The following is a 24,279-nucleotide window of genomic DNA, read 5'->3' as shown; positions in this document are numbered from 1 at the left end:
CCAGGACCGCTCCTTTGTGTTGCGTTGCCTGCGGGCGGCGGACAAGGGAGAGGTGACGTCCATGACCATCAAGGGAAGCTGCCACTGCAAGGCGACGATATTCGAGGTTTCGCAAGCGCCGCAGACGCTGACGCAGTGCACTTGTTCGTTCTGCTCGAAACGCGGCTCGCTTTGGGCCTACTACACTCCTGCGCAGTTCAAACTCCTCACGCCGCAGAAGAATGTTTCCTTCTATCAGTGGGGATCGAAGACCGTTAAGCACGGTTTTTGCGACACCTGCGGCTGCGGGACCTTCACCGAAACACCGGACTGGTCGAGCGGAGAGCCGGATTTCGACAATCCCAAGATCAGCGTCAACTCGCGGTTGTTCGACGATTTCGACCTGGACAAGGTCGAAGTGGTGGCCATCGACGGCAAGAATCTCTGGTAGATTCCTGGACGCCCAATCGGGAAAATCGTGCCCCGGGGAAAAGCCGTTGCCGGTGTTTTCCCGTTCCGCTTTTCGCCGCATTTCATGGTACAAGTCGCGCGAAGGGCTGATTTGGCGCCATCGCAAGGCGTGACTTGGAGAGGGACAATCCTATGAAGAAGACCGTGCTCGTCGTCGTGGCGACGGCTGTGCTGGTGAGCGCCTGCACCACCACCGATCCGTATACCGGCGACCAGAAAATTTCCAACACGGCGGCCGGTGCCGGCCTCGGCGCCTTGGCCGGCGCCAGCCTTGGCCTGCTTGCGGGCGGCAATGATCGTCGCAACGCGCTGATCGGCGCCGGCATCGGGGCGCTGGCCGGCGGCGCCATCGGCGCCACCATGGACCAGAACGAAGCCGAACTGCGCCGGCAGTTGGAGGGCACAGGCGTCAGCGTCACCCGCTCCGGCGACCAGATCATCCTCAATATGCCGTCCGATATCACCTTCAACGTCGATCAGGATGCGGTGAAGCCCGGCTTCTACCAGGTGCTGAATTCGGTCGCGCTGGTGCTGAAGAAGTTCAAGCAGACCACGGTCGACGTGTTCGGCCATACCGATTCGACCGGCGGCGACCAGCATAATTTCGATCTGTCGCAGCGCCGCGCGCTGGCGGTCGCCAACTACCTGGCTGGCCAGGGCGTCGATTCGCGCCGCTTCGCCGTCACGGGATTCGGCAAGACCCGTCCGGTAGCGTCCAATGCCACCGCCGAGGGTCGCGCTCAAAACCGTCGCGTCGAGATCCAGCTTTCGCCGCTCACCTGAGCAGCATCGATCAGAATGCAAAAACGGCCTCGCAAGGGGCCGTTTTTGTTTGCAAAATGCGACCGACGGCCAAGCCTGCGGCCCCCGGGTTCTTCCATGATCTTACGGTGAGGTCGGCTTATCGACCGTCGCTCGTTGGGTCAGGCGCTGCCGCCGGACGACATGGGCAACGATCAGTCCATGAATGAGCAGCCCGACCGCAAGTCCAAGGATATGGAAGCCCGTTCCCGAACCGGAAAGCGTCAGGATCGACCAGATGGATGCGGGTACGAACAAGACAATTGCGGTGATGAGCCCGGGGTTGTAGCTGCGCATCCTGATGGCCTGCGCGACGTGAACCAAAGCGTTGATCAGGGTGGTGTAGGCGGCGATCAGCCCTATCCCGGCATTGACCGTGACAGCGAGGGTGAAAACCAGGGAGTAGATGCCCCATACACCCGGTACGTTGATCACAAAGACATCGAAGCGGGTAAGCAGCGGCGCCCCGCCGCCGAGCATCTTGTTGACGAAAAGCCGGAACCGGTCCTCGGCGTGCTCCTCGTATTGGTGGAGCATGTAAATCGGGATCAGCAGGAAGACGGCGAGCTCGGCTGTCTCCAATCGAGCAGCCAGCCCGATCGCCACCACGCACAGGGTGAGGCCGGCGAGCACGCCACCATAGACCCAATCTTCCACCAGACGCTTCATCACGCCACCTTCGGCGAGGCCGCGCGTCCTTGCAACACACGACGATATCAGACCTTGGCAACGATGCGCATGAAGGCCGGCGTGTCGTCGCCGAAGCCAACGGTGGTGTCGCTCGGCGATGACGGCAACAGCTTCACCGGCCGCGACCGCCGCGCTCAGATTGAGATTGGCGTGCCAGAGAATTAGCCAGTCCTAAATAACCGCTTTCCCGCAGCCATGGAAAGGAATAGCATCGTCGCTGTTCCGGAGGGGATGAGGCGGTACACTTGGCCGCGCAATAAGCATTTTCTTTTTCAGCCTCGGTCTTGCACGGCCAGATCAAAAAAATCTGGGAGGAATGCATGACAAGAACAGCCAGCCTTGGGCGCTGCGGCGTCTTCGCTTTAACAGGTCTTGTAAGCGCATGGTTGGGCGTCGCGGCGGCTCGAGCCGAGGATGCCAACAAAGCTGACATCGAGGCCTTGAAAAAGTCGCTCGCCAAATATGAGGACTACACCGCGGCTGTCCGCGACCTTTATCTGTCGACGGTCGGCTGCGTCTACTATAGCGGAGAAAAGATATCCGGAGCGATGTACTACCCGAAAGGCGCCATGGGCATCCATTTCGTCAACGTCCCAAGTGTCGGCCAAAAACTCGACCCGATGCGCCCCAATGTGCTGATCTACGAGCCGACGAAAAACGGTCTGCGCCTGGTCGGGGCGGAATGGCTTGTGCCGCTGACGCCGGACGTCAAAGAGCCACCGAAGCTGTTTGGCCAAACCTTCATGGGTCCGATGGAGGGACACTATCCGCTCATCCCGAGGGAGTTCGTCCACTACGATCTTCACGCCTGGCTGGGTGATAATCCGAACGGCATGTTCAGTCCGACGAACCCGAACGTGAAATGCAACAAGGCCGAGTTTCCGATGTTGGAGAAACCGACCAAGATGATGCCTGGGCCGATGTAACGGCCAGCCCAGCCAGGAGCTTGCCGGGAGGGCAAGCCGGATGGCCGTCTTGTCTTGGAACCACTCGTCGGTCAGCCCTTGGCGACGATGCGCATGAAGGCCGGCATGTCGTCGCCGAAGCCAACGGTGGCGTCGTTTTCGTCTTCTCGGTTGCGGGCAGGGCGACGGTCATCGCGCTGCGGCCTGGTGTCGCCGCGCTCCGGTGCACGTCGCTCGCTGCGCGCCGCGGAGCTCTTGCGCTCGGAATTTTCCGAGCGGATAGCGTCCTTGCGCGTGCGCCGCTCACCAGTGCCGGCGACCGTTTCCTCGGTCGCGACCGGCTGTTCCTCGCGCACGGTTTCCGGTGCCGCGTCTTCGCCGTGCTTGGCCTGGCGTCCGCCTCTCTTGCGCTCGCCCCTGTCCTTGCGGTCGTCGTCCTTGCGGCCGGCGCGCCGCGGCGCACCGCGGCCACGGCGCGGTGCTTCGTCCTCGCCTTCGCTGGCCACCACCGTCGACAGGTCACCGTCATGCCACTCGATCTTGGTGCCGATCAGCCGTTCGATGGCGTCGATGTACTTGGTGTCGGACTTGGTCGCGATGGTGAAGGATTTTCCGGAGCGCCCGGCGCGGCCGGTACGGCCGATTCGGTGGACGTAATCCTCGGCATGGATCGGGACGTCATAGTTGAAGACGTGGCTGACATCGGGAATGTCGAGGCCGCGCGCGGCCACGTCGGAGGCGACCAGATACCGCAGCTTGCCGTCGCGGAAATTGGCCAGCATCTGCATGCGCGCGCGCTGGTCCATGTCGCCATGCAGCGCGCCGGCGTCGAAGTCATATTTCAGCAGCGAGCGGAACAGCTCCGACACCTCGATCTTGCGGTTGCAGAAGATGATGGCGTTCTTCAGCTCCGCATCCTCGGCCTTGATCAGGTTGCGCAGCGTCTCGCGCTTGTCCCAGGGTTTGGAACCGGACTTCACCAGCCGCTGGATGATGTTGGTCGCGGCGGAGGCGGCCTTTGAAACCTCGACGCGCACCGGCGCGTGCAGGAACTTTTCGGTCAGCTTGGTGATCTCGGGCGGCATCGTCGCCGAGAAGAACAGCGTCTGCCGGGTGAAGGGGATCATCTCGCAGATACGCTCGATATCGGGAATGAAGCCCATGTCGAGCATGCGATCGGCTTCGTCGATGACGAGGATCTCGACGCCGTTGAGCAAGAGCTTGCCGCGCTCGCGGTGGTCGAGCATGCGGCCGGGCGTCGCGATGAGCACGTCGGCGCCACGCTCCAGTTTCTTGTCCTGTTCGTCGAACGACACGCCGCCGATCAGCAGTGCGATGTTGAGCTTGTGGTTCTTGCCGTATTTGATGAAGTTTTCCTCGACCTGCGCCGCAAGCTCGCGGGTCGGCTCCAGGATCAGCGTGCGGGGCATGCGGGCGCGGGCGCGGCCCTTTTCCAGTCGTGTCAGCATCGGCAGCACGAAGGAGGCCGTCTTGCCGGTACCGGTCTGTGCTATGCCAAGCACATCCTTGCCCAGAAGCGCGTGCGGAATGGCGCCGGCCTGGATCGGCGTCGGCTTGAGGTAGCCGGCGTCGGTGACTGCGGAAAGGACCTTCGGCGATAGGCCGAGGTCCGCGAAAGTCAACGCTTCTTGAGCGGTCTGGGTGTCTGAGGACAAGTTCTGGCTGTCTTTGGCTGTTCGGGGAAGCGCAACGGCATCCGTCGCGGCAGGCGCCGCGCGCCCGCAAGATCATCACTGCAACTAGGCGCAAGCCCGCGATTTGTCAACACAAACGGCCGGCAATGGCTCGATTGTGAAGTCGTAACCTTAATTACTATGTCTGATCCGGCCGCTTATCCGCGCGCCGGCTCAATATCGGCTCAATAACGGAACTGTTCCGCCAGTATGCGTTCGTTCCAGGAGTGATTGGGATCGAACAGCAAAGTTGCGGTCGCCGTCGCAGATTCCCTCACCGTCACGGAAGCTACGGCCTTGACCTCCGTATGGTCGGCGGCGGCGTTCACCGGCCGCTTTTCCGCCTCTAGTATATCGAAGCGCACGGTTGCCTTGTTGGAAAGCAAAGCGCCGCGCCAGCGGCGCGGGCGAAACGGGCTGACGGGGGTAAGCGCCAGCAGCGGCGCGTCGAGCGGCAGGATGGGCCCATGCGCCGAAAGATTGTAGGCGGTGGAGCCAGCCGGCGTGGCGATCATCACGCCGTCGCAATTCAGTTCCTCGAGCCGTACCTGGTCATCTATGGTGATGCGGATCTTGGCCGTCTGATAGGACTGGCGCCATAACGCCACTTCGTTGATGGCCAGCGCCGAGACGGTTTCGCCATCCGAGGTAACGGCCTGCATCTCCAGCGGACGGATCGTTTCGGCGACCGCGGCGGCGATGCGCTCGGCGAGACCTCCGGAACGATATTCGTTCATCAGGAAGCCGATGGTGCCACGGTTCATGCCGTAGACCTTTTTGCCGGTTCCCATTGTATCGCGCAAAGTTTGCAGCAGGAAACCGTCGCCGCCCAGGGCCACGACGACATCGGCTTCCGCGACCGAATGCTGGCCATAGCGCGCCGACAGGCTTTCCAGCGCCGCTTTGGCGTCAGGCGTGCCGGACGAGACGAAGGCGATGCTGTTGGCGGCTTTGCTCATGGCTCCCCGACGGTGACCGGTTGGCGGCTGGGCCGGGGTAGCATGGGCGGGCCTGTGTGCAAAGAGAGCCCGCAGACGTGCGGTTCGAACCGGCAGTCGCGAATCATATCAGGGAACGAGCCAATGTGATGGTTAAGGCCGGGCTTAAACTCTCGTAAAGCCCCATGGATCATGTTAGCCGGCATGGGTGGCGTGGGGGCGCCCACAGCGATCTTATGCCTTTCAGGATACGAAAGACGCTGTGGCACTTTTGATCGTGCGTGAATCCTTCGAGAGTCGAGCCCGATTCCGGGGACACGCGCCAGCCGGGACCAACATATTGCTGGTAACACGCCTGATCATCATCTCCGTCGTGCTGGGAAGCTTCGCGCTTGTCTTCGCCGAACTGGTGCGCCGCTCGGAAGAAACAAGCCTCAGGCCCTTGCCCACTGCCTCGCGCTGCGGCGACGCCGCCGGTATGCCTTGTCCGCAAAGGGCGCTGTAGATCAAAACAAGCTGATTGCTAGGAGCGTGGTTGCAGATGGCAGCCGGCCTGGCGTTTCTGTGCCAGATACTCGTCGATCAGCTGCCGATAGCGCACCTTGCCGAAACTCGGGAAATGGCCGCCATGCACGACCGAGACGTCGAGGTCGCGCATGGCAAGCAGCGTCTGCAAATAATCATCGATATCGGAATGGTAGACGTCGTCGATCAGCGGGCCGTCATAGATGATGTCGCCGGAAAGCAGGATGCGGGTCTTCTTCTCGTACAGAGCGATACCGCCTGGCGAATGGCCGGGCGTGTGGATCACCTCGAAGGCGCGATCGCCGAGGTCGACGATATCGCCATGTTCGAGCAGGCGGTCCGCCGGGGCGGGCATGATGCGATAGCGCGCCGTATCCCAACCTTGTGGCTGGCGATCGAACATCTCTTCATTGGCGTAGCGGTCAGCCACCGTCCATTCGTTGCGCGGATCGGTCAGAATCTCCGCCTCGGCGCGGTGCACGCAGCGGTCGGGAAATTCATGGTGGCAGCCTATATGATCGAAATGCGTGTGGCTGGCGACGCAGGTGAGCTTGCGCTCGCTAACCAGCGGCACATGGCGCCTGAGGCTGAAATGGCCAAGCCCGGTATCGAACAGCAGGTCGCGGTCGCGACCGCGCACATGCCACATATTACAGCGGAAGAACGGTTTGATCCATGGCTCGTGGATCAGCGTGACACCGTCGCCCATGCGGATGGTTTCGTACCAGTCAGGTGCGTCGACGACCGCAAGCATGCCCATGTTCAATCCGTCAGCAGGATGATCTTGTCTGTATCGCAGGAAACCGAGACCGTGTCGCCCGGCTGCACGACGGACGTCGCGGGCAGTTTGGCGATGAATTGCAGCGTGGCGTCTTCAGTGGAGACCGCGAGCACGCGCTTGAAGCTGCCCTGGAAAACGACATCGCTGACCTGCGCCTTGCCCAGCTTTGTGGCGCCTGAGGTCGCGCCCAGGGCAAGGTGCTCCGGCCGGATGGCCAAGGCAACCGCCGATCCCACCGGCAACGCTCCGGACGCCGAGACCGGCCCGACCTGTGTCGCGACAGTGCTTGTCCTGTCCATCATCTCCGCCACCGTTCCGCGAAGAATGGTGCTCTCGCCCATGAAGGTCGCCGAAAAGCGTGTCTTTGGGCGCGCATAGACGCGTTCGGGCGGCCCTTCGTCCTCGATGCGGCCGTCACTCATCACCACGCAGTGGTCGGCCAGCGCCATCGCTTCTTCCTGGTCGTGGGTGACATGGATGAAGGCGGTGCCGACGCGCTTTTGGATCGCTTTCAATTCGTCCTGCATCTGCCGGCGCAGTTTGAGGTCGAGCGCGCCGAGCGGCTCGTCGAGCAGCAGCACGGCGGGCTCGATCACCAGTGCGCGCGCCAGCGCTACGCGCTGCCGCTGGCCGCCGGAGAGCTGGTGCGGCTTCTTGTCGAAGGCGGCATCCAGCCCGACTAGCGCCAGCGTCTCACGCGCCCGCGCGGCGCGTGTCGCGCCATCGACGCCTTGCATGCGCAGGCCAAAACCGACATTGCCGCCGACGCTCATATGCGGAAACAGCGCATAATCCTGGAACACCGTCGTTGTCGGGCGCTTTGCCGGCGGAACGGCGGTGCAGTCCTCGCCTCGGATGAACACCTTGCCTTCGCTCGGTGTGACGAAGCCGCCCAAAATCGACAAAAGCGTCGTCTTGCCGGAGCCCGACGGTCCGAGCAGGATGGTGTAGCTACCGGGCTCGATCCGCAGCGATACGTCTTTCAGCACCGCCAGCTGGCCGAAACGGTGCGAGACCCCGCGGATGTCGACCAGGGGCGCGCTCATGCCGGCTTCCTCCGCAGCAATGTCAATTCGAACAGCACCACCAGCACGATGGAAACGGCGAACACCAGCGAGCCGACTGCGTTGGTCTTGGGGTTGAGGCCAGAGCGCAGCAGATTCCAGATTTCGACCGGCAGCGTGGTTTCGAAGCGTGTCAGCAGGAAGGAGATCACGAATTCGTCCCAGGAAAAGGTCATCGACAGGAAGAAGCCGGCGAAGATGGCCGGCGCCATGACAGGCACAGTAATCAAGAGCAGCACTTTCCATTCCGGCGCGCCGAGATCGCGCGCGGCGCGCTCGATGTTGATCTGGTGGTCGCCCATCTGGCTGTAGACGATGGCGAAGCAGAGCGGCAGGTTGATCACGACATGGCCGATGCCGGCGGCCATCAGCGATTTCGGCACGCCGGCCCAGTTGAACAGCACCAGCAGCCCCATGCCGATGATGAGATAGCTGACGGTAAGCGGTAGCGTGATCAACCCTCGCAGCAGGGCCGAACCCGGCAGCACGAAACGCGCGAACGCCCAGGCGCTGAGGAAGCCGAGCGTGACGGCCGCGAGCGACGAAAGCACGGCCACCAGCAGCGAGTTCACCAGCGCCGAGGTCAGCCGCGTATCGGACAGGACGGCCTGGTACCAGCGCAGCGACGGGCCGGTGAAGGGCGGGATGGGGAAGGAGGTTGCCTGCAGCGAGAACAGCACGAGCACGACCACCGGCAGGAAAATGAAGGAATAGATGGCGATCGCGTAGAGACAGGAAGCGGTTCGGACGATCAGGCGCATCTCAGGCCCGCTCGATCTTCAGCCAGCGGGCGCAGGCGAGATAGGCGATGGTCACGACCGCCATCAGGATAATCGACAGGGCGGAGGCCAGCGGAAAATCGCCGCGCCGGCCGATCTGCATCATCACCAGTTGCGGCATGACCAGCTCGTTGTTGCCGCCCAGGATTTGCGGCGTGATGTAGTCGCCGATGCACAGCACGAAGGTCAGGAAGGCGCCGACCATGATGCCGGGCAAGGTCAGCGGCAGGATGACATGCAGGAAGGTGCGCACCGGCCCGGCGCCGAGATCAGCGGCGGCCTTGCGGTAGCTCGGACTGAGCTGCTTCAAATTGGCGAAGATCGTCAGCGTCAAAAGCATGACGAAGAAATGCACGAAGCCGGTCACGGTGGCGAAGCGCGTATTGGCGAGCTGCAGCGGTTCGCTGGTCAAGCCGATGCCGGTCAGCGTCCGGTTGATGACGCCGTTCTGCGCCAGCACCAGAAGCCAGGAATAGGAGCGCACGACATAGGACGTCCAGAACGGCAGCACGGCCAGCATCAGCGCCAGCCGCTGCCAGCGTTCCGGCACCTGTTCGGCCAGGATCCACGCGAAAGGATAGGCGAGCAGCACCGAGACCACGGTGACGATCGCCGTCACCTCCAGCGAATTCACCATCGCTTGCCAATAGGCAGGATTGGTGAAGAACTGGCTGTAATTGGCTGATGTGAAGCCGCCGCCCTCATGCGACGTCAGGCTGGAAAGCCCCATGGCAATGAAAGGCAACACGAAGAACAGCAAGGTCCAGCCGAGCGCCGGCGTAACCAGCGCCCAGGGCAGGGCCTTGTTTGCGGTGCTCACGACGCCCGTCTACTGCGCCTGCAGCATCTCGGTCCACATGTCCTGCATCTTCTTGTCGAGGTCGGCGTTCGGCGCCGGATAGGCCTGGGCGCGGGCAAGGAATTCGGGCTGCTCGTCGAAGCGCAGGATCTTCTTCTGGTCGTCGGTGAGTGCCGCCTTGCTGTTCGCCGGCATGCCCCAATAGCAGGAGGATGTGGCAAGACGCGCCTGGCCTTCCGGGCTCATGATGTACTGGATGAATTTCAGCGCCACGTCCTTGTTCTTGGAGTCCTTGAACATGGCGAGCGACTGCGACCACAGCACCGCTCCCTCCTTGGGGATCGAGAAGTCCAGCGGCGGGTTCTCCTTGGCCAGGCCCGCCGTCACCCATTCGCCGCCGCCGACCAGAATATCGACTTCACCGGTGGCGAGCGCTGTCTGGCTGGCGGTCACCTCGCCGACCAGCTTGGCGTTGGCCTTCATCTTGAGCAGTTCGGCCTTGAGGGCGGGAAGATCGGCCTCGGTGAGTTCAGCCGTTTTCTTGCCGATGGCGAGTGCCGCCATGCCGATGACCGGCAGGTAATAATCGTAGATGGCGACCTTGCGCTTGTACTTGTCGCTTGTCAGCGACGCCAAGGATTGCATGTCGGCCGGGTCGACCTTGGTCTTGTTGAAGCCGATCGTGTTGTAGCCGAACTTTTCGGTGATGCCGTAGCGCTTGCCGCCGACCACGGTAGAGTTGTCCATCTTCACCTGCGGAAAGAGGTCGCCCAACGGCAGCTTGTCCTCCGGCAGCGGCTCGAACAGGCCTTTTTCCACGCCGCGCGGCACGTCGATGCTGTCGATCACCATCACGTCCCAGTCGCCGGGTTGCGACTGTTCGACGATGGCGAGCCCCGCGCCGGTGCCCTCGAATTCCTTGACGTTGACCTTGATGTTGTTGGCCTCTTCGAAGGGCTGCAGCAGCGCCGGGTCGGCATGATCGCACCAGATCAGGGCGTTGAGATCGGCGGCCTGGCTGGCGCTGGCTGCTGAGAGCACCAGCGCCGTGGCGCCGCAAGCGGCGCCCAGATGTCTCTTCAGGATTGAAAGCGGATTGTTGGCTGCGGATCGTGCGGACATCGAGTGTTCTCCCTTGCCTTTGTGGCTTCTTGCAAAAAGTTGAACCAATTCTAAAATTGAGTCAATTCTGTTTTTGTGGCAGACCAGCCGGCATGAGTGGATTGAGGGCAAGGCAAAAGGCCGACCGGCACCGCCGCATCATCGAGGCGGCGGCCGAGCTTTTCCGCGAGGCCGGTTATGAAGGTGCCAAGATCGAGACGATCGCCGCCCAGGCCGAAGTGTCGATCGGGACGATTTACAATTACTACCAGAATAAGGGCGACATCCTCGGCGCCATCGTCTCCATGGAGGTCAACGAGGTGCTGAATGCCGGGCGAGGCGTGGTCGACAGCCCACCGGCCAATGTCGGCGATGCGCTGGACACGCTGATCGGCATCTATATCGAGCACTCCTTGCACTATCTCAGCAAGGAGATGTGGCGCCAGGCGATGGCGATCTCGACGCAACTGCCCGACAGCCCGTTCGGCCAAGCCTACACGGCGCTCGACCGCGCTCTGACGCAACAGATCCGTGCCCTGATCGCAAGGCTGCAGGAGATCGGCCTGGTGCGGCGCGACATCGACGGGCAGGCGGTGGGTGAGCTGGTCTTCAACAACATGAACATGATGTTCATCGAGTTCGTGAAGCGCGACGAGGCAAGGATAGCGGAACTGCGCGCGGCGATCCGACGGCAGAACCGGATCCTGGTGGCGGCGATCGGGATGTGAGGATGGAAGCGACCGCGGCATGAACCAGCTTCCGCTGCCAGTGTGACTGACGATGAGTGCCAACGGCGGCGCCCGTCTACACCGCCGGGCCCCGCGCACAGGGCAGCGTAGCCGCTGGGCCTAATCAGCGATTCCTTCGAAGCATCGACCGAAAGGAAAGACGCGGCCGCAGTGTCGCAGGTAAAAATCAGTGATCGGTCGGATCGATCTTCGTCAGGCGCTCTCGCGCTTCGGTGACGCGCCGCTGCGCGGACCTTATCCTGCTGCAAAGCGCGAGATTGATGCCGACGCCACAGTCTCCGTCCAGCATTTCTTCCGCTCGTTTGAGGGCGAGTACCGCTCGGCCAATCCGCTGCCTGGCTCTGGCCAGTTCCATGTCCAAGAGTTCGATCATTGTTCCGCTACAGAGTTTGCGGTCCCTTCGATCGTTAACCGTCTCCGGCCGGGTTTGGTTCCGGGTTGCGGCTCGAGACTCAGGACAGCAGGAGAAAGTCGCCGCTTCGGCACCGACCACATTGCACGCGAAGTCGCCTCTTGAGTTGAATTTGAAATCTGATACAACTTATAGGAGTGCGAAGGGGAGAGGTTAATGGGGACGTTTTCAATCTGGCATTGGACGATCGTACTGCTGATCATCGGCGTGCCTGTTTTCTTTGCGGTTCGCTCAGCCGTGAAGCCGTCACAGGGCCCGGCGGCTCTTGTAGGATTCGGTGGCTGGCTTATGCTGCTTGCGATCGGTCAGGTTTTGTCGCCGCTGCGCACGCTCGCCGACTTGGCCAATTCGGCCGAGGGTTACCGGCAACTCATGCCCCTGCCAAATGGACTGGTTGCGGTGTATAGCGAGGTTGCCCTCAATCTGGCATTTCTGGCGCTTCAACTGGTTGTGCTCATTTCGATGCTGCGGCGAAGCCGACGCTTTCCACAATTGTTTCTGGTTCAGTGGATTGCGATACCGGTTGTGTTCGTCCTGGACACGATCTTGATCTCATCAACTCTGGGCGTCCCGGTGAGCCAGATCCTTGCTGGAGATGCGCTGGCGACACCCGTCCTGTCGTTCATCCTCACCGGGGCTTGGGTCGCCTACGTCTACAAGTCCGTCAGGGTGAAGAACACGTTCGGCGGCGAAGTGGCAGCCGGCCAGGTCGCGACAGCCTCCTAGCGAAAGTCCGCTGGGTTTCGCCTCTTCGCATGAGCAGTCCTCCTGCGACAGGCTTCGGAGGACACTCCTTCGTTTTGCGAGATCTGGTGTTCTTATAACGGGCTGGGTGGCCTGCCACCCGAAGCTTGAAGAGTGAGCGACCCGAGACATAGGTGACGTTTTGTACCGGACACATGGGTAACACTTTTGGCTTTTGGCCGGAGGTGTTGATGCCGTGGAGAGAGTGTTCGGTGATGGAGGAACGTCTACGCTTCGTGGCCCGTCTTCTGGACGGGGAAGGCATGAGCGATGTGTGCCGGGAGTTCGGCATCTCGCGCAAGACGGGCTACAAGATCTTCAATCGCTACAAGGATGAGGGCCTTGAGGCACTGACGGACCGCTCTCGGCGGCCGGTGCGCTATGCCAACCAACTGCCGGTCCAGATCGAGCGGATGATTGTGGAAAACAAGCAAGAGAAGCCGCACTGGGGCGCCAGGAAGATCAGGGAGTTGCTGATCAGGAAACTGGCCGGCGACGTGCGCATTCCGGCCAAGAGCACAGTTCATGCCGTGCTCGACCGCCACGGCCTTGTGAGCCAGGCCCGCAAGAGGAACCGGGCGAACAAGGCCGCGGGCACGCAACTGTCACAGGCGATGCAGCCCAACGATCTCTGGTGCGCCGATTTCAAGGGCGAGTTCAAGCTCGGCAACGGCCGCTACTGTTACCCCCTGACCGTCACCGACCAGGCTTCACGCTATCTGCTGGCCTGCGAAGCCCTTGACTCGACAAAGGAGATTCCCGTCCTTGAGGCTTTCGTCCGGCTCTTCAAGGAACGTGGCCTGCCGGAAGCGATTAGAAGCGACAATGGCCTTCCTTTCGCAAGCCCCAACGGCCTCTACAATCTATCGAGGCTGTCGGTGTTCTGGCTGAGGCTCGGCATCGCCATCGAGCGCATCCGGCCTGGCAACCCGCACGAGAACGCTCGCCATGGGCGCATGCACCGCACGCTCAAGGCCGAAACGACCCGGCCGCCGGGCATGAACGTCCTGCAGCAGCAGGCCAGGTTCGATGCTTTCATGAGCGAATTCAATGACGAGAGGCCCCACGAGGCCATCGGCATGAAGGTGCCAGCCGAGCTCTACAGAGGCTCTTCAAGAGCCTATCAAGGCCTCCCCGGGCTGGAATATCCCTTCCATGACAAGGACATCCTCGTCACCGCCTGCGGCCGCATCTGCATGCACAGGAAGAAAATCAACATCTCCACCGTGCTCGCCGGCCAGAGGCTCGGAATCAGCGAAGTCGACGACGGCATTTGGCTCGTCTCCTTCATGCACTATGATCTGGGGTATATCGACTTGGAACAGAGGACCTTGCAGACCATCGACAACCCGTTCGGCACGAGGTTGTCACCCATGTCTTAGGTACATTCTGTTACCTATGTCTCCGGGCCGTACAGAGCGAAGGGTGGTGCCCCCGGCAGGAATCGAACCCGCGACCTTCGGTTTACAAAACCGCTGCTCTACCAGCTGAGCTACAAGGGCATGCGGCACCGGTTAGCCATATTTGCGGCGCCAGTAAAGACAAATGTCGGTTTTGAGGCGCTCATGAACGCTGCCGGGCAACAGGCACGGCATCCTGAAAACGGCCAATTCGCTTCCTATATCTACGGCAGGTGCAATCGCTTGGGCGAGGCTGTCGCATGATCAGATTTGTCATCATCCTGCCGATCGTCGTCATAGCCTGGATGCTTCTGGTGAAGCTTATCAGGAGCGTCAAGAACGCCAATATCGACTGGACCGGCGTCACCACCATCATCGGCTTCATCGCGCTCGCCTTCTGGCTGCGCCATGTCACGGGCATGGGGTGGTGAATAGTAGTCAGTAGTCAGTAGTCAGTAGTCAGTAGTCAGCCTGCTGCTCATAGCCTACTACTCACTACTCACTACTCACGATTCATCCCGTCTCCGGCCTTGCCGAAAAAAATCTCCTCCACCTTTCGAACCTTTTCCCGCGCCGCGCCGACTGATGGTCAGAGGCGAATGGGTCGCCTCGATCAAAAGATCCAGGAGATCATCATGTTCCAGCGCACTCTCGTTTCAGGCCTCGTTGCCATTTTCGTCGCCACCGGCGCGCTCGCCGGCACCGTCGGCACGTCGTCGGCCCACGGCATGCACGGCCACCATCATCACCACAACCATCACAAGAAGCACTTCAAGAAGTTTTGGTGGAAGCACCATAACCATCATTACCACAAGCACGGCAAGGTGATCATCTTTCTTTGATGGAGGGACCCAATTCTCCCGAAAGGGCGGCTTCGGCCGTCCTTTTTCGTTGGGCGAAATGGGACCGGTCATCAATGTCTAGCCAGGCCCTTGCAGGCCGCCGTCAGCACGACCTCCTCGGTTCACGTTCAAAAAAGATTCGAACCTTTTTCTTGTGCCGAACGACAGATGATCAAGAGGCGGATGGGTCGCCTCTCCAAACGAAGCAAGGAGATCATCATGTTCAAGCGCGCACTCGTTTCCAGCCTCATCGCCACCACCGTCGCCGCCACCGCTTTGGTCGGCACCGTTCAGCCTTCGGCGGCTCATTCGCATCACCACCACCATGGCCTCGGCATCGGCATCGCCGCCGGCGTCGGCGGTTTTGTCCTGGGCAGCCTGCTTGCCCAGCCCCGCGCTGTCTATGTGGATGAGGACGGCGGCTCGTGGCACGTCCGCCGCTGCTTCGATCGCTATTCGAGCTACGATCCGGACTCCGACACCTACATCGGTTACGACGGCTATCGCCATTACTGCCGTCTCTGAGAGGAGGAGCACCGTTCAGCACCAGAAGAGGGGCTCAGGCGAGCCTCTTTTCTATTGCTTGGACAGCGGCACGCCTGTTGGATAGCCGACTTTCAATGAGATGCCTGAAAGTCCTCGGTTTTGTCGATGCGATCGGCAATGTACAGGCATTTCCCGAAGGCCTAATCTGCTTTGGCGATGATCTGCGGGCGATATGGGGGAGGGTGATCCTTGGACGAGCAGGACCCGAAAGAGGAACAGGTCGAAATCATTTTCCGCAACGGCACGGTCACGGCCGTCGGCATCCTGCTGGCGTTTTCGCTGGGATTCATCACGCATTGGGCCGCCAATCCGATCCCGTGGCAGACCTATCATCTCGTCGCCGTGCTGCCCATCCTGGCCGGCATCGCCTTGCAGATGCGGGCATTGTCGCTTCTGCTCGACACAAAGTGCCTGCGGCTGAGCGCCTATGAACGCGCCAACCGCATCTTCATCACCGGCCTCGTCTTCACCGCCTGCGGTGTCGGCATGGCGATCCTGCTCGATTTCTTCGATCTTGCGAGCAGAAGCGCGCTGCCCGGAGCAGGTTGATCATCCGGTTTGCACGCCGCCGATCATCTTGGTCACCTCGGCCGCGGCGCTGTGCACCAGCGGGCCGATCTCGGCCAGCCGTTCAGGCGTCACCCGAACCGTCGGGCCCGACACCGAGACTCCGCCGATCGGCTCGCCGAATTCGTTGAAGATGGCTGATGCCACGCAGCGCATGCCTGGGTGCCGTTCCTCGTCGTCGACCGACCAGCCGCGCAGCTTGATCGTCGCGAGATCATGCGCGAGGGCAGGGATGTCGGACAGCGTCCTGTCGGTGAAGCGCTGCAGGCCGGCCTTGCGCAGGATGGCTCCGACGCGCTCCGGCTCGAGATGGGCCAGCACCGCCTTGCCGATGCCGGATGCGTGAAAAGGGCTCCGCGTGCCCGGTCGGAAGAAGGCGCGGATCGCCTGGTGGGTCTCGACCTGGCTGACGAACACCACGCAATCGTCCTCGGCGACGCCGAGATTGGCGGTCTCGCCGGTTTTCTCCATCAGCTCCTGCATGACGATGCGCGCGCGGTCGACCAGCTTGCGGCGGCGCAGGAACGCCGCGCCCATCCGGTAGGTCTCGACGCCGATCGACCAAAGCTGGTCCGAGCTGTCGAACTCGACCATGCCGTGGTTTTCGAGCGTCGTCAGCATGCGGTAGGCGGTGGAGGCAGCCAGACCGCTGTGAGCCGATATCTCGCTCAGCGACAGGCCGCTGCCTTCGGCAACGATGGCCAGGATGCGCAAGGCCCGGTCCAACGACTGCACCGAAGCCGCCTCCGACGGGCCGTTGAAGGCGCGCGGCCGGCCGCGCTGGCGTTTTTCAGCGGTTTCCATGGCGCCATCATGCACGATTTTCCCGAACGGACAATGAAAAAGTTTTTCACGCGTTCTGCATTGCCACTTTTTGGAAAACAAAAAGAGAAAGGAAATCAATTGGCAACGGCAGCTTCCTAGAAATGAAAAAATATTTTGAAAAAATTGAAAAATAGGCCGCTTGCTGACATTCTCGGTTATCCAACAATGACAACCCTGTGGAGGGCTGGAACAATGGCCAGGATGCGCGCTGTCGATGCGGCGGTTCTCGTTCTCGAAAAGGAAGGCATCGCCTGCGCCTTCGGCGTGCCGGGCGCGGCGATCAATCCGCTCTACTCGGCCCTGAAGGCGAGGGGCACCATCCGTCATGTGCTGGCCCGCCATGTGGAGGGCGCCTCGCACATGGCCGAAGGTTTTACCAGGGCCAAGGCAGGTAATATCGGGCTCTGCATCGGCACGTCGGGCCCGGCCGGCACCGACATGATCACCGGGCTCTATTCGGCATCAGCCGATTCCATCCCGATCCTCTGCATCACCGGCCAGGCGCCGCGGGCGCGGCTGAACAAGGAGGATTTCCAGGCCGTCGACATCGCCGCCATCGCGTCGCCCGTCGCCAAATGGGCGGTCACCGTCATGGAGCCTTATCTCGTGCCGATGGCGCTTCAGAAGGCATTCCACCTGATGAGGTCTTCGCGCCCGGGACCGGTGCTGATCGACCTGCCGGTCGACGTCCAATTGGCCGAGATCGAGTTCGACATCGACGCCTATGAGCCGCTGGCGCCGTTCAAGCCGGCGATGACGCGCGCCCAGGCCGAGAAGGCGCTGGCGATGCTCAACGCCGCCGAAAAGCCGCTGATCGTCGCCGGCGGCGGCATCATCAATGCCGATGCGTCGGACCTGCTGATAGAATTCGCCGAGATTACCGGCGTGCCCGTCATCCCGACGCTGATGGGCTGGGGCGCGATCCCCGACGACCATCGGCTGATGGCCGGCATGTGCGGCCTGCAGACCTCGCACCGCTATGGCAACGCGACGATGCTGGAAGCCGACTTCGTCTTCGGCATCGGCAACCGCTGGGCCAACCGCCACACCGGTTCGGTCGATGTCTACACCAAGGGAAAAAAGTTCATCCATGTCGACATCGAGCCGACGCAGATCGGCCGTGTGTTTGCCCCGGATCTCGGCGTCGTCTCGGATGCGGGCGCTGCGCTGAAGATGCTGCTCGACGTCGCCACCGAATGGAAAACGGCCGGAAGACTGCGCGACTGGTCGGGCTGGGCGAAGGAATGCCAGGGCCGCAAGAAGACCATGAAGCGCAAGACGCATTTCGACCAGGTGCCGCTGAAGCCGCAGCGCGTCTATGAGGAGATGAACAAGGCGTTCGGGCGCGACGTCACCTACGTCACCACGATCGGTCTGTCGCAGATCGCCGGCGCGCAGTTCCTGCATGTCTACAAGCCGCGCAACTGGATCAATTGCGGCCAGGCCGGCCCGCTCGGCTGGACACTGCCGGCAGCCCTTGGCGTGCGCGCCGCCGATCCCGACCGCACCATCGTGGCGCTGTCGGGCGACTATGACTTCCAGTTCATGATCGAGGAACTGGCGGTCGGCGCGCAGCACAGGCTGCCCTACATCCACGTCGTCGTGAACAATGCCTATCTCGGCCTGATCCGCCAGGCGCAGCGCGGCTTCTCGATGGATTACGAGGTTAGCCTTGCTTTTGAGAACATCAACCGATCGGACGATCCCGAGGCCGGCTACGGCGTCGACCACGTCGCTGTTGCCGAGGCGATGGGCTGCAAGGCGGTCAGGGTGCGCAAACCGGAAGAATTCGCCGGTGCCTTCAAGGAGGCGCAGCGGCTGATGAAGGAGCATCAGGTTCCCGTAATGCTCGAATTCATCCTCGAACGCGTCACCAATATCTCGATGGGCACCGAGATCGACAAGATCACCGAATTCGAAGACCTTGCCGAACATCAAGAGGATGCCCCGACAGCGATCGTGATGCTCGACTAGGACGGAAGAAGGACAAAAAGAATGCCGCGTTTTTCAGCCAATCTTTCGATGCTCTTTGGCGAGCATGACTTCCTCGAACGTTTTGACGCAGCTGCCCGCGCGGGCTTCAAAGGCGTTGAATATATAGGCCCCTACGACCATGCGCCCGAGGTGGTGGCCGCGCGGCTGAAGAAGAACGGTCTGACGCAGGTGCTGTTCAACCTGCCGGCCGGCGACTGGGGCAAGGGCGAGCGCGGTATCGCAGTGCTGCCGGACCGAGTGCCGGAATTCCGCCAGGGCATCGCCAAGGCGATCGCCTACGCGCAGGCGCTCGGCTGCTCACAGGTCAATTGCCTGGCAGGCATCGCGCCCGCCGGCGTCGACCGCAAGGTGCTCGAGGATGTCTTTGCCGAGAACCTCGCCTTCGCGGCGGAGAAACTGGAGCAGGCCGGTATCAAATTGCTGATCGAGCCGATCAACACGCGCGACATTCCAGGCTTCTTCCTCAATTATTCCGACCAGGCGCTGGCGCTGATCGACCGCGTCGGCTCGAAGAACCTGTTCCTGCAATACGACATCTACCACATGCAGATCATGGAGGGGGATCTCGCCCGTACCATCGAGGCAAACCTCGGCCGCATCGCGCATATCCAGCTTGCGGACAATCCCGGCCGTCACGAGCCGGGGACGGGCGAGATCAACTATCCCTTCCTGTACGAGCATATCGACCGCATTGGTTATTCCGGCTGGGTCGGCGCGGAATACAAGCCGAAGGCCGGAACTGAGCAAGGGTTGGGTTGGTTAAGGGAGCTGGCCGGGCAGGGAAGTGCCGCGGCTTAGCTGTCGAAATCGAACTCGCGTTCCTTCACGCCCTCCTCTGGCCTGTCGGCCATCTCCCCCACCAAGGGCGGAGGTTGGATGTCACCGGCGGCTTCGCTAAATTTTGAACCGGGAAAGTTGGGGCCAGCGCCGAAACTGCCAATCTCCCCACCTGTGGGGGAGATGGCCGGCAGGCCAGAGGGGGGCGTGAAGGAACGCAACCTCAACAAGACGGAGAACCACAATGGAAACCATCGGCTTCATCGGCCTTGGCATCATGGGCGCGCCGATGGCGGGACATTTGCTGGACGCCGGCTACACGGTGATCGCCAGCGACCACCGCTCCAGGCCACAGGCCGAACTGGTGGCCAAGGGACTGAAAACTGTCACCGGCCATGCCGCCGTGGCGAAGGCCGCCGATATCATCATCACCATGGTGCCCGACACACCGCACGTGGCCGAGGTGCTGTTCGGCGACAACGGCGTCGCATCAGGTCTTTCCAAAGGCAAATTGGCCATCGACATGAGCTCGATCTCACCGATCGAGACCAAGGTCTTCGCCAAAAAAATCAACGAACTGGGCTGCGACTATCTCGATGCGCCGGTCTCGGGCGGCGAGGTGGGAGCCAAGGCCGCATCGCTCACCATCATGGTCGGCGGCGAGGAGAGGGCGTTCGAGCGCGCCAGGCCCGTTTTCGAGAAGATGGGCAAGAACATCACCCTGGTCGGACCGAACGGCGTCGGCCAGACCACCAAGGTCGCCAACCAGATCGTCGTCGCGCTGACCATTGAAGCCGTCGCCGAAGCGCTTGTTTTTGCTTCAAAAGCCGGCGCCGACCCCGCCAAGGTCAGGCAGGCGCTGATGGGCGGGTTGGCCGCCTCGCGCATCCTCGAAGTGCATGGCGAACGCATGGTCAGGCGCACCTTCGCGCCGGGTTTCCGCATCGAACTGCACCAGAAGGATCTCAACCTCGCCCTGGAAGGCGCAAGGGCGCTCGGCGTCTCCCTGCCCAACACGTCGACCACCCAGCAACTGTTCAATTCCTGCACCGCCAATGGCGGCGCCAGGGAGGATCACTCGGCCCTGGTCAGGGCGCTGGAGCGGATGGCCGGGCATGAGGTAGGGCAGTAGGAGCCGCCCGTTCCGGCCGATTTGGAAACCCTACTGCCGTACTGCCCTACTGCCTCAAGAATTTCCGTGCCGCATAAAGGCTTACCGCCGCCGCGTTCGACACGTTGAGCGAGCGGATGGCGCCGGGCATGTCGAGGCGAGCCAGTGTCGTCACCGTCTCGCGCGTCTTATGGCGCAGGCCCTTGCCTTCCGCGCCCAGCACCAGGGCAAGCTTGTCGCCGGCAAAGCTCGTTTCGAGTTCGGCCGGGCCGTCCGAATCGAGACCGATTGTCTGGAAGCCGGCCTCGTGCAGTTGCGCGAGCGCGTCGGCCAGGTTCTTGACCTCGATCTGGTCGATATGTTCGAGCGCGCCGGAGGCTGATTTCGCCAGCACGCCCGATTCCTGCGGGCTGTGGCGCGCCGTGGTGATCAGCGCGCCGGCATCGAAGGCGACCGCCGAGCGCAGGATGGCGCCGACATTGTGCGGATCGGTGATCTGGTCGAGCACCAGCACCAGCTTTGTGTCGCCAAGAGCGTCGAGTCGCTTGGGCTTCAGCGGCTCGGCCTCGATCAGCACGCCTTGATGCACGGCATCCGAACCCGTGATCTTGTCGATGTCCCTGGGTTCGACCAGCTCCGCCTTGAAGGGCAGGGCCGCGAAGTCGGCCAGTCCCAGCCGCTCGGCGGCATTGCGCGTCACCAGCATTTTCCGGATCTTGCGGCGCGGATTGTCGAGTGCCGCGCGCACCGTATGCAGGCCATAGAGCCGCACCAGCCCGTCGGCTGCGTTCTCGCCCGGCGGCATGGGCTGGCGCGGCCGGAATGCCGGCGCGCCGCCGCTCTTTTCGTCGCGGTGTGCACGACGCAGCTTGGCGTAGTGGGTGTCTTTCGGGGTGCCGGTCTTGTTGCTCATGGCCGGCTTCTATAGCGGTCTCCGGCGGCCAGGGATATGGCCCGTCGCCGCAGCCGGCGAACAACATCGAAAAACCCTTGCCACGCGGTTGACACCCACTGGCCTTGCCGCCATAAGGCGCTTCGCTGATTTCGGAGAAGTGATACTCGGGTCCGGATCGGCAAGAATGCCTCGTTGCATGGCTCCGGCGGCAGACTGGAGAGGTGCCCGAGTGGTTAAAGGGGACGGACTGTAAATCCGTTGGCTTAGCCTACGTTGGTTCGAATCCAACCCTCTCCACCACTGCCGGCCCGGAAGCCCTGAAACGTGAAAGCGTCGGAGGCGAAAAGCGCATGGCGCTTTTCCGTGGAATCCGGTACTTCAGTGCACGGCGCGGGTATAGCTCAGTGGTAGAGCAGCAGCCTTCCAAGCTGAATATGCGGGTTCGATTCCCGCTACCCGCTCCAGATCTCCAACCCACGCCATCGGCAAGCTGAAACACTGCGCGGCCAGGTCGCGCAGCGCTCCAGAGGATGGCTGTCCGCTCGCTTCAGCTGTTGAAGGCCGACGCGACCTGGTGTTGCTGCGGCACCTGGCCGTTCGGCGTCAGCTTGTCGACGATGCCAGGCAAGGCCGTGCTCAATTGCTTGAGCAGTTCCTGCTCGTCGAGTCCCGTCCGTTGCGCGATCTCGCGGATGACCTGCGGTCCGATCGCGTTGCCCAGGTCGTTGGCGTTGATCGGCTGGTTCTGGCCGGTGCCGACCCAGGAATCAGCGACGTTGCCGTGGCCGGAGTTCTTCAATTTGTCGAGCAGGCCGCCCAGTCCGCCAAGCAGGCCGCCATCGCCGGCCGTGGTTTCACTGGGCTCGGCCGGTACGGGAGCTTGGGGTTGCTCCGGCTGTTCGGCACTCCTGCCGCTCAGCATCTTTCCGACCAGCAGCGCGCCGAGCGCGATCATCAGGGGTTTGGTGATGTTGCCGCCCGGAACGGCATTGTCAAACAGTCCCATCGTGGATCTCCTTGTCAACCAAGCCCGTCCCATCGTCACAATGACGCAATCGGGCGGAATTTCAAGCTGGCTTGAGCTTTTGACAATCATATGAAAATGATGGACGCGGCAGGGGATTGGAGAGGAAAAATGTCAATCATCAGCTGGATTATTCTGGGAGTCATCGCCGGCTTTCTTGGCAGCAAGATCGTCAACAAGAGCGGCCAGGGCATGATCATGGATATCGTGCTCGGCATTGTCGGCGCCATTGTCGGCGGCCTGATCTTCAGCGCTTTCGGCGCGTCGGGCGTGACCGGTCTCAACATCTACAGCCTGATCGTCGCGGTGGTGGGCGCCGTGGTCGTGTTGTGGGCTTACCACCAGTTCGCCGGCAAGCGGACTATTTAGCACCAGTCCCATTCCGAAGGTTCGGGATGGGATTTTATCCGTTCGCTTGTCCATGACCTTTCCCGAAACCGGATCCCGCCTTTCGGGTCATGCGCCGTCGTCTGTCCATCATCGGCGGTGTTTGCCACCGCGGAGCGCCGTCTGGCGCGTCCTATCCGACCCTCTTGAGGATCTCGCGGGCAGCGTGTTGAGCTTTGCGGCGAGACCCCGGCGATGATCGGCCGCAACTGGAGCCGACTTAGGCCACGACAGTCAGCCGGCGCCTGCGCTGGTCGAGCGAGACGATGGCCAGTCCGCTGCCCACAACCAGAAGGATGCCGCAGATCGCCAGTGCGTTGGGGAATTGTCCGAACACCAGCAGGCCCGAAATCATCGCCCAGACGGTGAAGCAGTAGTAGAACGGCGCCACCGCGCTGGTCGGCCCGACGCGATAGGCCATGAAGATGAAGAAATGGCCGAAGATCAGGAAGAACCCGGCTCCGGCCATGAGCAGCAAATGATGTGCTCCGGGCATGATCCAGCGCTCTGAAACCAGGTGTGCCGCACCGGCGCCGATAAGCACCACGACGACGGCGGAAATCGCCACGATCATTCCCGGCACCTCGGCCGGAACCCGCCTGCCGGTGAGATCGCGCGCGGCCGACAATGCCGCGTTGCCGAGCGCCAGCAAGGCGTAGACCGAGATGCCCTGCATGGTCGGTTGCGCCACCATCAGCGCGCCGATGAAGCCGAGACCGATCAGCGCCATGCGCTGGCCGCCGATGCGCTCGCCGAACAGGATAGAGGAGCCGACCAGCATCAACAGCGGCGTGACCTGTCCGAGCGCGGTGGAATCGGCAATCTGCATGTTGGCGAGCGCCACGACGTAACAAAGGATGGCGGCCAGTTCGAGCAGGTTGCGGTGCAGCACGCGCTTGTCGAAGATCAGCGGGATCTGTTTGCCATAACCAAGCGCAAACAGCAGCGGAAAGCCCCAGAGCGCTGCCGCCGCGCCGCGCAGGAACAGCACTTCATAGGACGGCAGGCCCGCCGTAGCGAGCTTCATCATCGTATCGTTGACGAGATACGACCCGGTCGAGACGATCATGAACAGGGGGCCGCGAACGGCTGTCGGGATGAAATGCATCGGTGCAGGAAATCAGAGCGGGAACACCGCCGCAATGGGCCATGAAGCGCCGACAAATCCGACAGCGACCGACGAGCGGGGCGCGGGAGGCCGGCGCGATTGCACAGGGGTTTAGGCCATTCCATTTCACGCGACACGTTCCTATATCAGCGCCATATCCCCGCAATCGGATCACGGGTTCGGACCGAGTGAGAAGGCGCCCGGGCAAAAGACGCTTGTGTTTTTTGGCCTTTGTCGCTAATCGCCCCGCATTCGACTGAACTGAAGGTCCAGGCCGTCCAAGGAAAGAGACTATGGCAAAAGGTAAATTCGAGCGCACCAAGCCGCATGTGAACATCGGCACGATTGGCCACGTTGATCATGGCAAGAC

The 24,279-nt window shown here is 61.9% G+C and carries 29 protein-coding genes, 3 tRNA genes and 1 pseudogene; 19 read left to right on the top strand and 14 right to left on the bottom strand.

Features of this window, described 5'->3' with window-relative positions; all coding sequences use genetic code 11:
* The first annotated feature begins 61 nt into the window (after positions 1-61).
* Together FJ949_RS04655 and FJ949_RS04650 are read left to right on the top strand one after the other, a co-directional pair.
* A complete protein-coding gene (locus tag FJ949_RS04655) occupies positions 62-430 on the top strand; it encodes a GFA family protein (protein ID WP_140493629.1) in 369 nt (122 codons plus the stop codon).
* A 152-nt stretch (positions 431-582) separates the two neighbouring features.
* On the top strand, positions 583-1,233 hold the full coding sequence (locus tag FJ949_RS04650; RefSeq protein WP_140493627.1) for an OmpA family protein: 651 nt from the start codon (positions 583-585) through the stop codon (positions 1,231-1,233).
* A 102-nt stretch (positions 1,234-1,335) separates the two neighbouring features.
* Here FJ949_RS04650 and FJ949_RS04645 read toward each other — a convergent pair whose 3' ends face one another.
* Positions 1,336-1,920 (bottom strand): HXXEE domain-containing protein, encoded by a 585-nt coding sequence (locus FJ949_RS04645; RefSeq protein WP_210239750.1) that lies wholly within the window; start codon positions 1,918-1,920, stop codon positions 1,336-1,338.
* A gap of 54 nt (positions 1,921-1,974) precedes the next feature.
* On the opposite strand from FJ949_RS04645, the gene FJ949_RS30975 reads away from it, so the two are divergent.
* Both FJ949_RS30975 and FJ949_RS04640 read left to right on the top strand, forming a co-directional pair.
* Positions 1,975-2,106 (top strand): hypothetical protein, encoded by a 132-nt coding sequence (locus FJ949_RS30975; protein ID WP_263483010.1) that lies wholly within the window; start codon positions 1,975-1,977, stop codon positions 2,104-2,106.
* Between the two features lie 155 nt (positions 2,107-2,261).
* Positions 2,262-2,867 carry a hypothetical protein gene (locus FJ949_RS04640; RefSeq protein WP_140494984.1) on the top strand — a complete coding sequence of 202 codons (606 nt, stop codon included), beginning with the start codon at positions 2,262-2,264 and terminating at the stop codon, positions 2,865-2,867.
* Positions 2,868-2,938: 71 nt separating this feature from the next.
* Here FJ949_RS04640 and FJ949_RS04635 read toward each other — a convergent pair whose 3' ends face one another.
* Positions 2,939-4,522 (bottom strand): DEAD/DEAH box helicase, encoded by a 1,584-nt coding sequence (locus FJ949_RS04635; RefSeq protein WP_181167385.1) that lies wholly within the window; start codon positions 4,520-4,522, stop codon positions 2,939-2,941.
* A gap of 203 nt (positions 4,523-4,725) precedes the next feature.
* Complete coding sequence (locus FJ949_RS04630; protein ID WP_140493621.1) at positions 4,726-5,499, bottom strand: NAD kinase; 774 nt, start codon at positions 5,497-5,499, stop codon at positions 4,726-4,728.
* Positions 5,500-5,818: 319 nt separating this feature from the next.
* Between FJ949_RS04630 and FJ949_RS30210 the strand changes: the two genes are divergently transcribed.
* Complete coding sequence (locus FJ949_RS30210; protein ID WP_181167386.1) at positions 5,819-5,983, top strand: hypothetical protein; 165 nt, start codon at positions 5,819-5,821, stop codon at positions 5,981-5,983.
* A gap of 18 nt (positions 5,984-6,001) precedes the next feature.
* Here the strand turns inward: FJ949_RS30210 and FJ949_RS04625 are convergent, their stop codons facing one another.
* From FJ949_RS04625 to FJ949_RS04605, 5 genes are read right to left on the bottom strand one after another with little or no spacing between them, the layout of a single operon-like run.
* A complete protein-coding gene (locus FJ949_RS04625; protein ID WP_140493617.1) occupies positions 6,002-6,763 on the bottom strand; it encodes an MBL fold metallo-hydrolase in 762 nt (253 codons plus the stop codon).
* Between the two features lie 2 nt (positions 6,764-6,765).
* Positions 6,766-7,830, bottom strand: coding sequence for an ABC transporter ATP-binding protein (locus FJ949_RS04620; RefSeq protein WP_140493613.1), 1,065 nt, complete (start codon positions 7,828-7,830; stop codon positions 6,766-6,768).
* Positions 7,827-8,609 (bottom strand): ABC transporter permease, encoded by a 783-nt coding sequence (locus tag FJ949_RS04615; RefSeq protein ID WP_140493610.1) that lies wholly within the window; start codon positions 8,607-8,609, stop codon positions 7,827-7,829. Before FJ949_RS04615 ends, FJ949_RS04620 begins: the two co-directional genes overlap by 4 nt.
* A 1-nt stretch (position 8,610) precedes the next feature.
* Positions 8,611-9,447: an ABC transporter permease gene (locus tag FJ949_RS04610; protein WP_140493607.1), complete on the bottom strand. Its 837-nt coding sequence runs from the start codon at positions 9,445-9,447 to the stop codon at positions 8,611-8,613.
* A 9-nt stretch (positions 9,448-9,456) separates the two neighbouring features.
* Positions 9,457-10,548 (bottom strand): spermidine/putrescine ABC transporter substrate-binding protein, encoded by a 1,092-nt coding sequence (locus FJ949_RS04605; protein WP_140493604.1) that lies wholly within the window; start codon positions 10,546-10,548, stop codon positions 9,457-9,459.
* Positions 10,549-10,640: 92 nt separating this feature from the next.
* On the opposite strand from FJ949_RS04605, the gene FJ949_RS04600 reads away from it, so the two are divergent.
* A complete protein-coding gene (locus FJ949_RS04600) occupies positions 10,641-11,255 on the top strand; it encodes a TetR/AcrR family transcriptional regulator (RefSeq protein WP_140493601.1) in 615 nt (204 codons plus the stop codon).
* Between the two features lie 187 nt (positions 11,256-11,442).
* Here FJ949_RS04600 and FJ949_RS04595 read toward each other — a convergent pair whose 3' ends face one another.
* Positions 11,443-11,649 (bottom strand): hypothetical protein, encoded by a 207-nt coding sequence (locus tag FJ949_RS04595; protein ID WP_140493598.1) that lies wholly within the window; start codon positions 11,647-11,649, stop codon positions 11,443-11,445.
* 195 nt (positions 11,650-11,844) lie between these two features.
* Between FJ949_RS04595 and FJ949_RS04590 the strand changes: the two genes are divergently transcribed.
* Both FJ949_RS04590 and FJ949_RS04585 read left to right on the top strand, forming a co-directional pair.
* Positions 11,845-12,414: a DUF2569 family protein gene (locus FJ949_RS04590; RefSeq protein WP_140493595.1), complete on the top strand. Its 570-nt coding sequence runs from the start codon at positions 11,845-11,847 to the stop codon at positions 12,412-12,414.
* 209 nt (positions 12,415-12,623) lie between these two features.
* Positions 12,624-13,814: a helix-turn-helix domain-containing protein gene (locus FJ949_RS04585; RefSeq protein WP_140493592.1), complete on the top strand. Its 1,191-nt coding sequence runs from the start codon at positions 12,624-12,626 to the stop codon at positions 13,812-13,814.
* 44 nt (positions 13,815-13,858) lie between these two features.
* Here the strand turns inward: FJ949_RS04585 and FJ949_RS04580 are convergent.
* A tRNA-Thr gene (locus FJ949_RS04580) sits at positions 13,859-13,934 on the bottom strand.
* A 158-nt stretch (positions 13,935-14,092) separates the two neighbouring features.
* Between FJ949_RS04580 and FJ949_RS04575 the strand changes: the two genes are divergently transcribed.
* From FJ949_RS04575 to FJ949_RS04560, 4 genes are all read left to right on the top strand, one after another.
* Complete coding sequence (locus FJ949_RS04575; protein ID WP_140493589.1) at positions 14,093-14,263, top strand: hypothetical protein; 171 nt, start codon at positions 14,093-14,095, stop codon at positions 14,261-14,263.
* Between the two features lie 204 nt (positions 14,264-14,467).
* A complete protein-coding gene (locus tag FJ949_RS04570; protein ID WP_140493585.1) occupies positions 14,468-14,674 on the top strand; it encodes a hypothetical protein in 207 nt (68 codons plus the stop codon).
* A 219-nt stretch (positions 14,675-14,893) separates the two neighbouring features.
* Positions 14,894-15,199, top strand: coding sequence for a BA14K family protein (locus tag FJ949_RS04565; RefSeq protein ID WP_140493582.1), 306 nt, complete (start codon positions 14,894-14,896; stop codon positions 15,197-15,199).
* 210 nt (positions 15,200-15,409) lie between these two features.
* Positions 15,410-15,769: a hypothetical protein gene (locus FJ949_RS04560; protein WP_140493579.1), complete on the top strand. Its 360-nt coding sequence runs from the start codon at positions 15,410-15,412 to the stop codon at positions 15,767-15,769.
* On the opposite strand, the gene bhcR is transcribed toward FJ949_RS04560, so the two are convergent.
* Positions 15,770-16,591 carry an HTH-type transcriptional regulator BhcR gene (gene bhcR / locus FJ949_RS04555; RefSeq protein ID WP_140493574.1) on the bottom strand — a complete coding sequence of 274 codons (822 nt, stop codon included), beginning with the start codon at positions 16,589-16,591 and terminating at the stop codon, positions 15,770-15,772. It lies immediately after the preceding gene.
* Between the two features lie 213 nt (positions 16,592-16,804).
* On the opposite strand from bhcR, the gene gcl reads away from it, so the two are divergent.
* The 3 genes from gcl (at position 16,805) to FJ949_RS04535 (ending at position 20,516) form a co-directional block, all read left to right on the top strand.
* Positions 16,805-18,586, top strand: coding sequence for a glyoxylate carboligase (gene gcl / locus FJ949_RS04550; protein ID WP_140493569.1), 1,782 nt, complete (start codon positions 16,805-16,807; stop codon positions 18,584-18,586).
* Positions 18,587-18,607: 21 nt separating this feature from the next.
* A complete protein-coding gene (gene hyi, locus FJ949_RS04545; protein WP_140493566.1) occupies positions 18,608-19,405 on the top strand; it encodes a hydroxypyruvate isomerase in 798 nt (265 codons plus the stop codon).
* Between the two features lie 223 nt (positions 19,406-19,628).
* On the top strand, positions 19,629-20,516 hold the full coding sequence (locus FJ949_RS04535; RefSeq protein WP_140493563.1) for a 2-hydroxy-3-oxopropionate reductase: 888 nt from the start codon (positions 19,629-19,631) through the stop codon (positions 20,514-20,516).
* 46 nt (positions 20,517-20,562) lie between these two features.
* Here the strand turns inward: FJ949_RS04535 and FJ949_RS04530 are convergent, their stop codons facing one another.
* Complete coding sequence (locus FJ949_RS04530; protein WP_140493560.1) at positions 20,563-21,408, bottom strand: RNA methyltransferase; 846 nt, start codon at positions 21,406-21,408, stop codon at positions 20,563-20,565.
* 197 nt (positions 21,409-21,605) lie between these two features.
* On the opposite strand from FJ949_RS04530, the gene FJ949_RS04525 reads away from it, so the two are divergent.
* Positions 21,606-21,690 (top strand) — tRNA-Tyr (locus tag FJ949_RS04525).
* Between the two features lie 90 nt (positions 21,691-21,780).
* A tRNA-Gly gene (locus FJ949_RS04520) sits at positions 21,781-21,854 on the top strand.
* A gap of 83 nt (positions 21,855-21,937) precedes the next feature.
* On the opposite strand, the gene FJ949_RS04515 is transcribed toward FJ949_RS04520, so the two are convergent.
* Positions 21,938-22,396: a YidB family protein gene (locus tag FJ949_RS04515; RefSeq protein ID WP_140493557.1), complete on the bottom strand. Its 459-nt coding sequence runs from the start codon at positions 22,394-22,396 to the stop codon at positions 21,938-21,940.
* A 129-nt stretch (positions 22,397-22,525) separates the two neighbouring features.
* On the opposite strand from FJ949_RS04515, the gene FJ949_RS04510 reads away from it, so the two are divergent.
* Positions 22,526-22,783 carry a GlsB/YeaQ/YmgE family stress response membrane protein gene (locus FJ949_RS04510; protein WP_140493554.1) on the top strand — a complete coding sequence of 86 codons (258 nt, stop codon included), beginning with the start codon at positions 22,526-22,528 and terminating at the stop codon, positions 22,781-22,783.
* A 238-nt stretch (positions 22,784-23,021) separates the two neighbouring features.
* Here FJ949_RS04510 and FJ949_RS04505 read toward each other — a convergent pair whose 3' ends face one another.
* Positions 23,022-23,909: a DMT family transporter gene (locus FJ949_RS04505; protein WP_140493546.1), complete on the bottom strand. Its 888-nt coding sequence runs from the start codon at positions 23,907-23,909 to the stop codon at positions 23,022-23,024.
* Between the two features lie 293 nt (positions 23,910-24,202).
* Here FJ949_RS04505 and FJ949_RS04500 point away from each other — a divergent pair.
* Positions 24,203-24,279: pseudogene (locus FJ949_RS04500) on the top strand (elongation factor Tu); the annotation flags it as partial.

The organism is Mesorhizobium sp. B2-4-1, from assembly GCF_006442185.1.
Taxonomy (GTDB): domain Bacteria; phylum Pseudomonadota; class Alphaproteobacteria; order Rhizobiales; family Rhizobiaceae; genus Mesorhizobium.
This window is presented reverse-complemented; position numbering and strand designations above follow the sequence as displayed.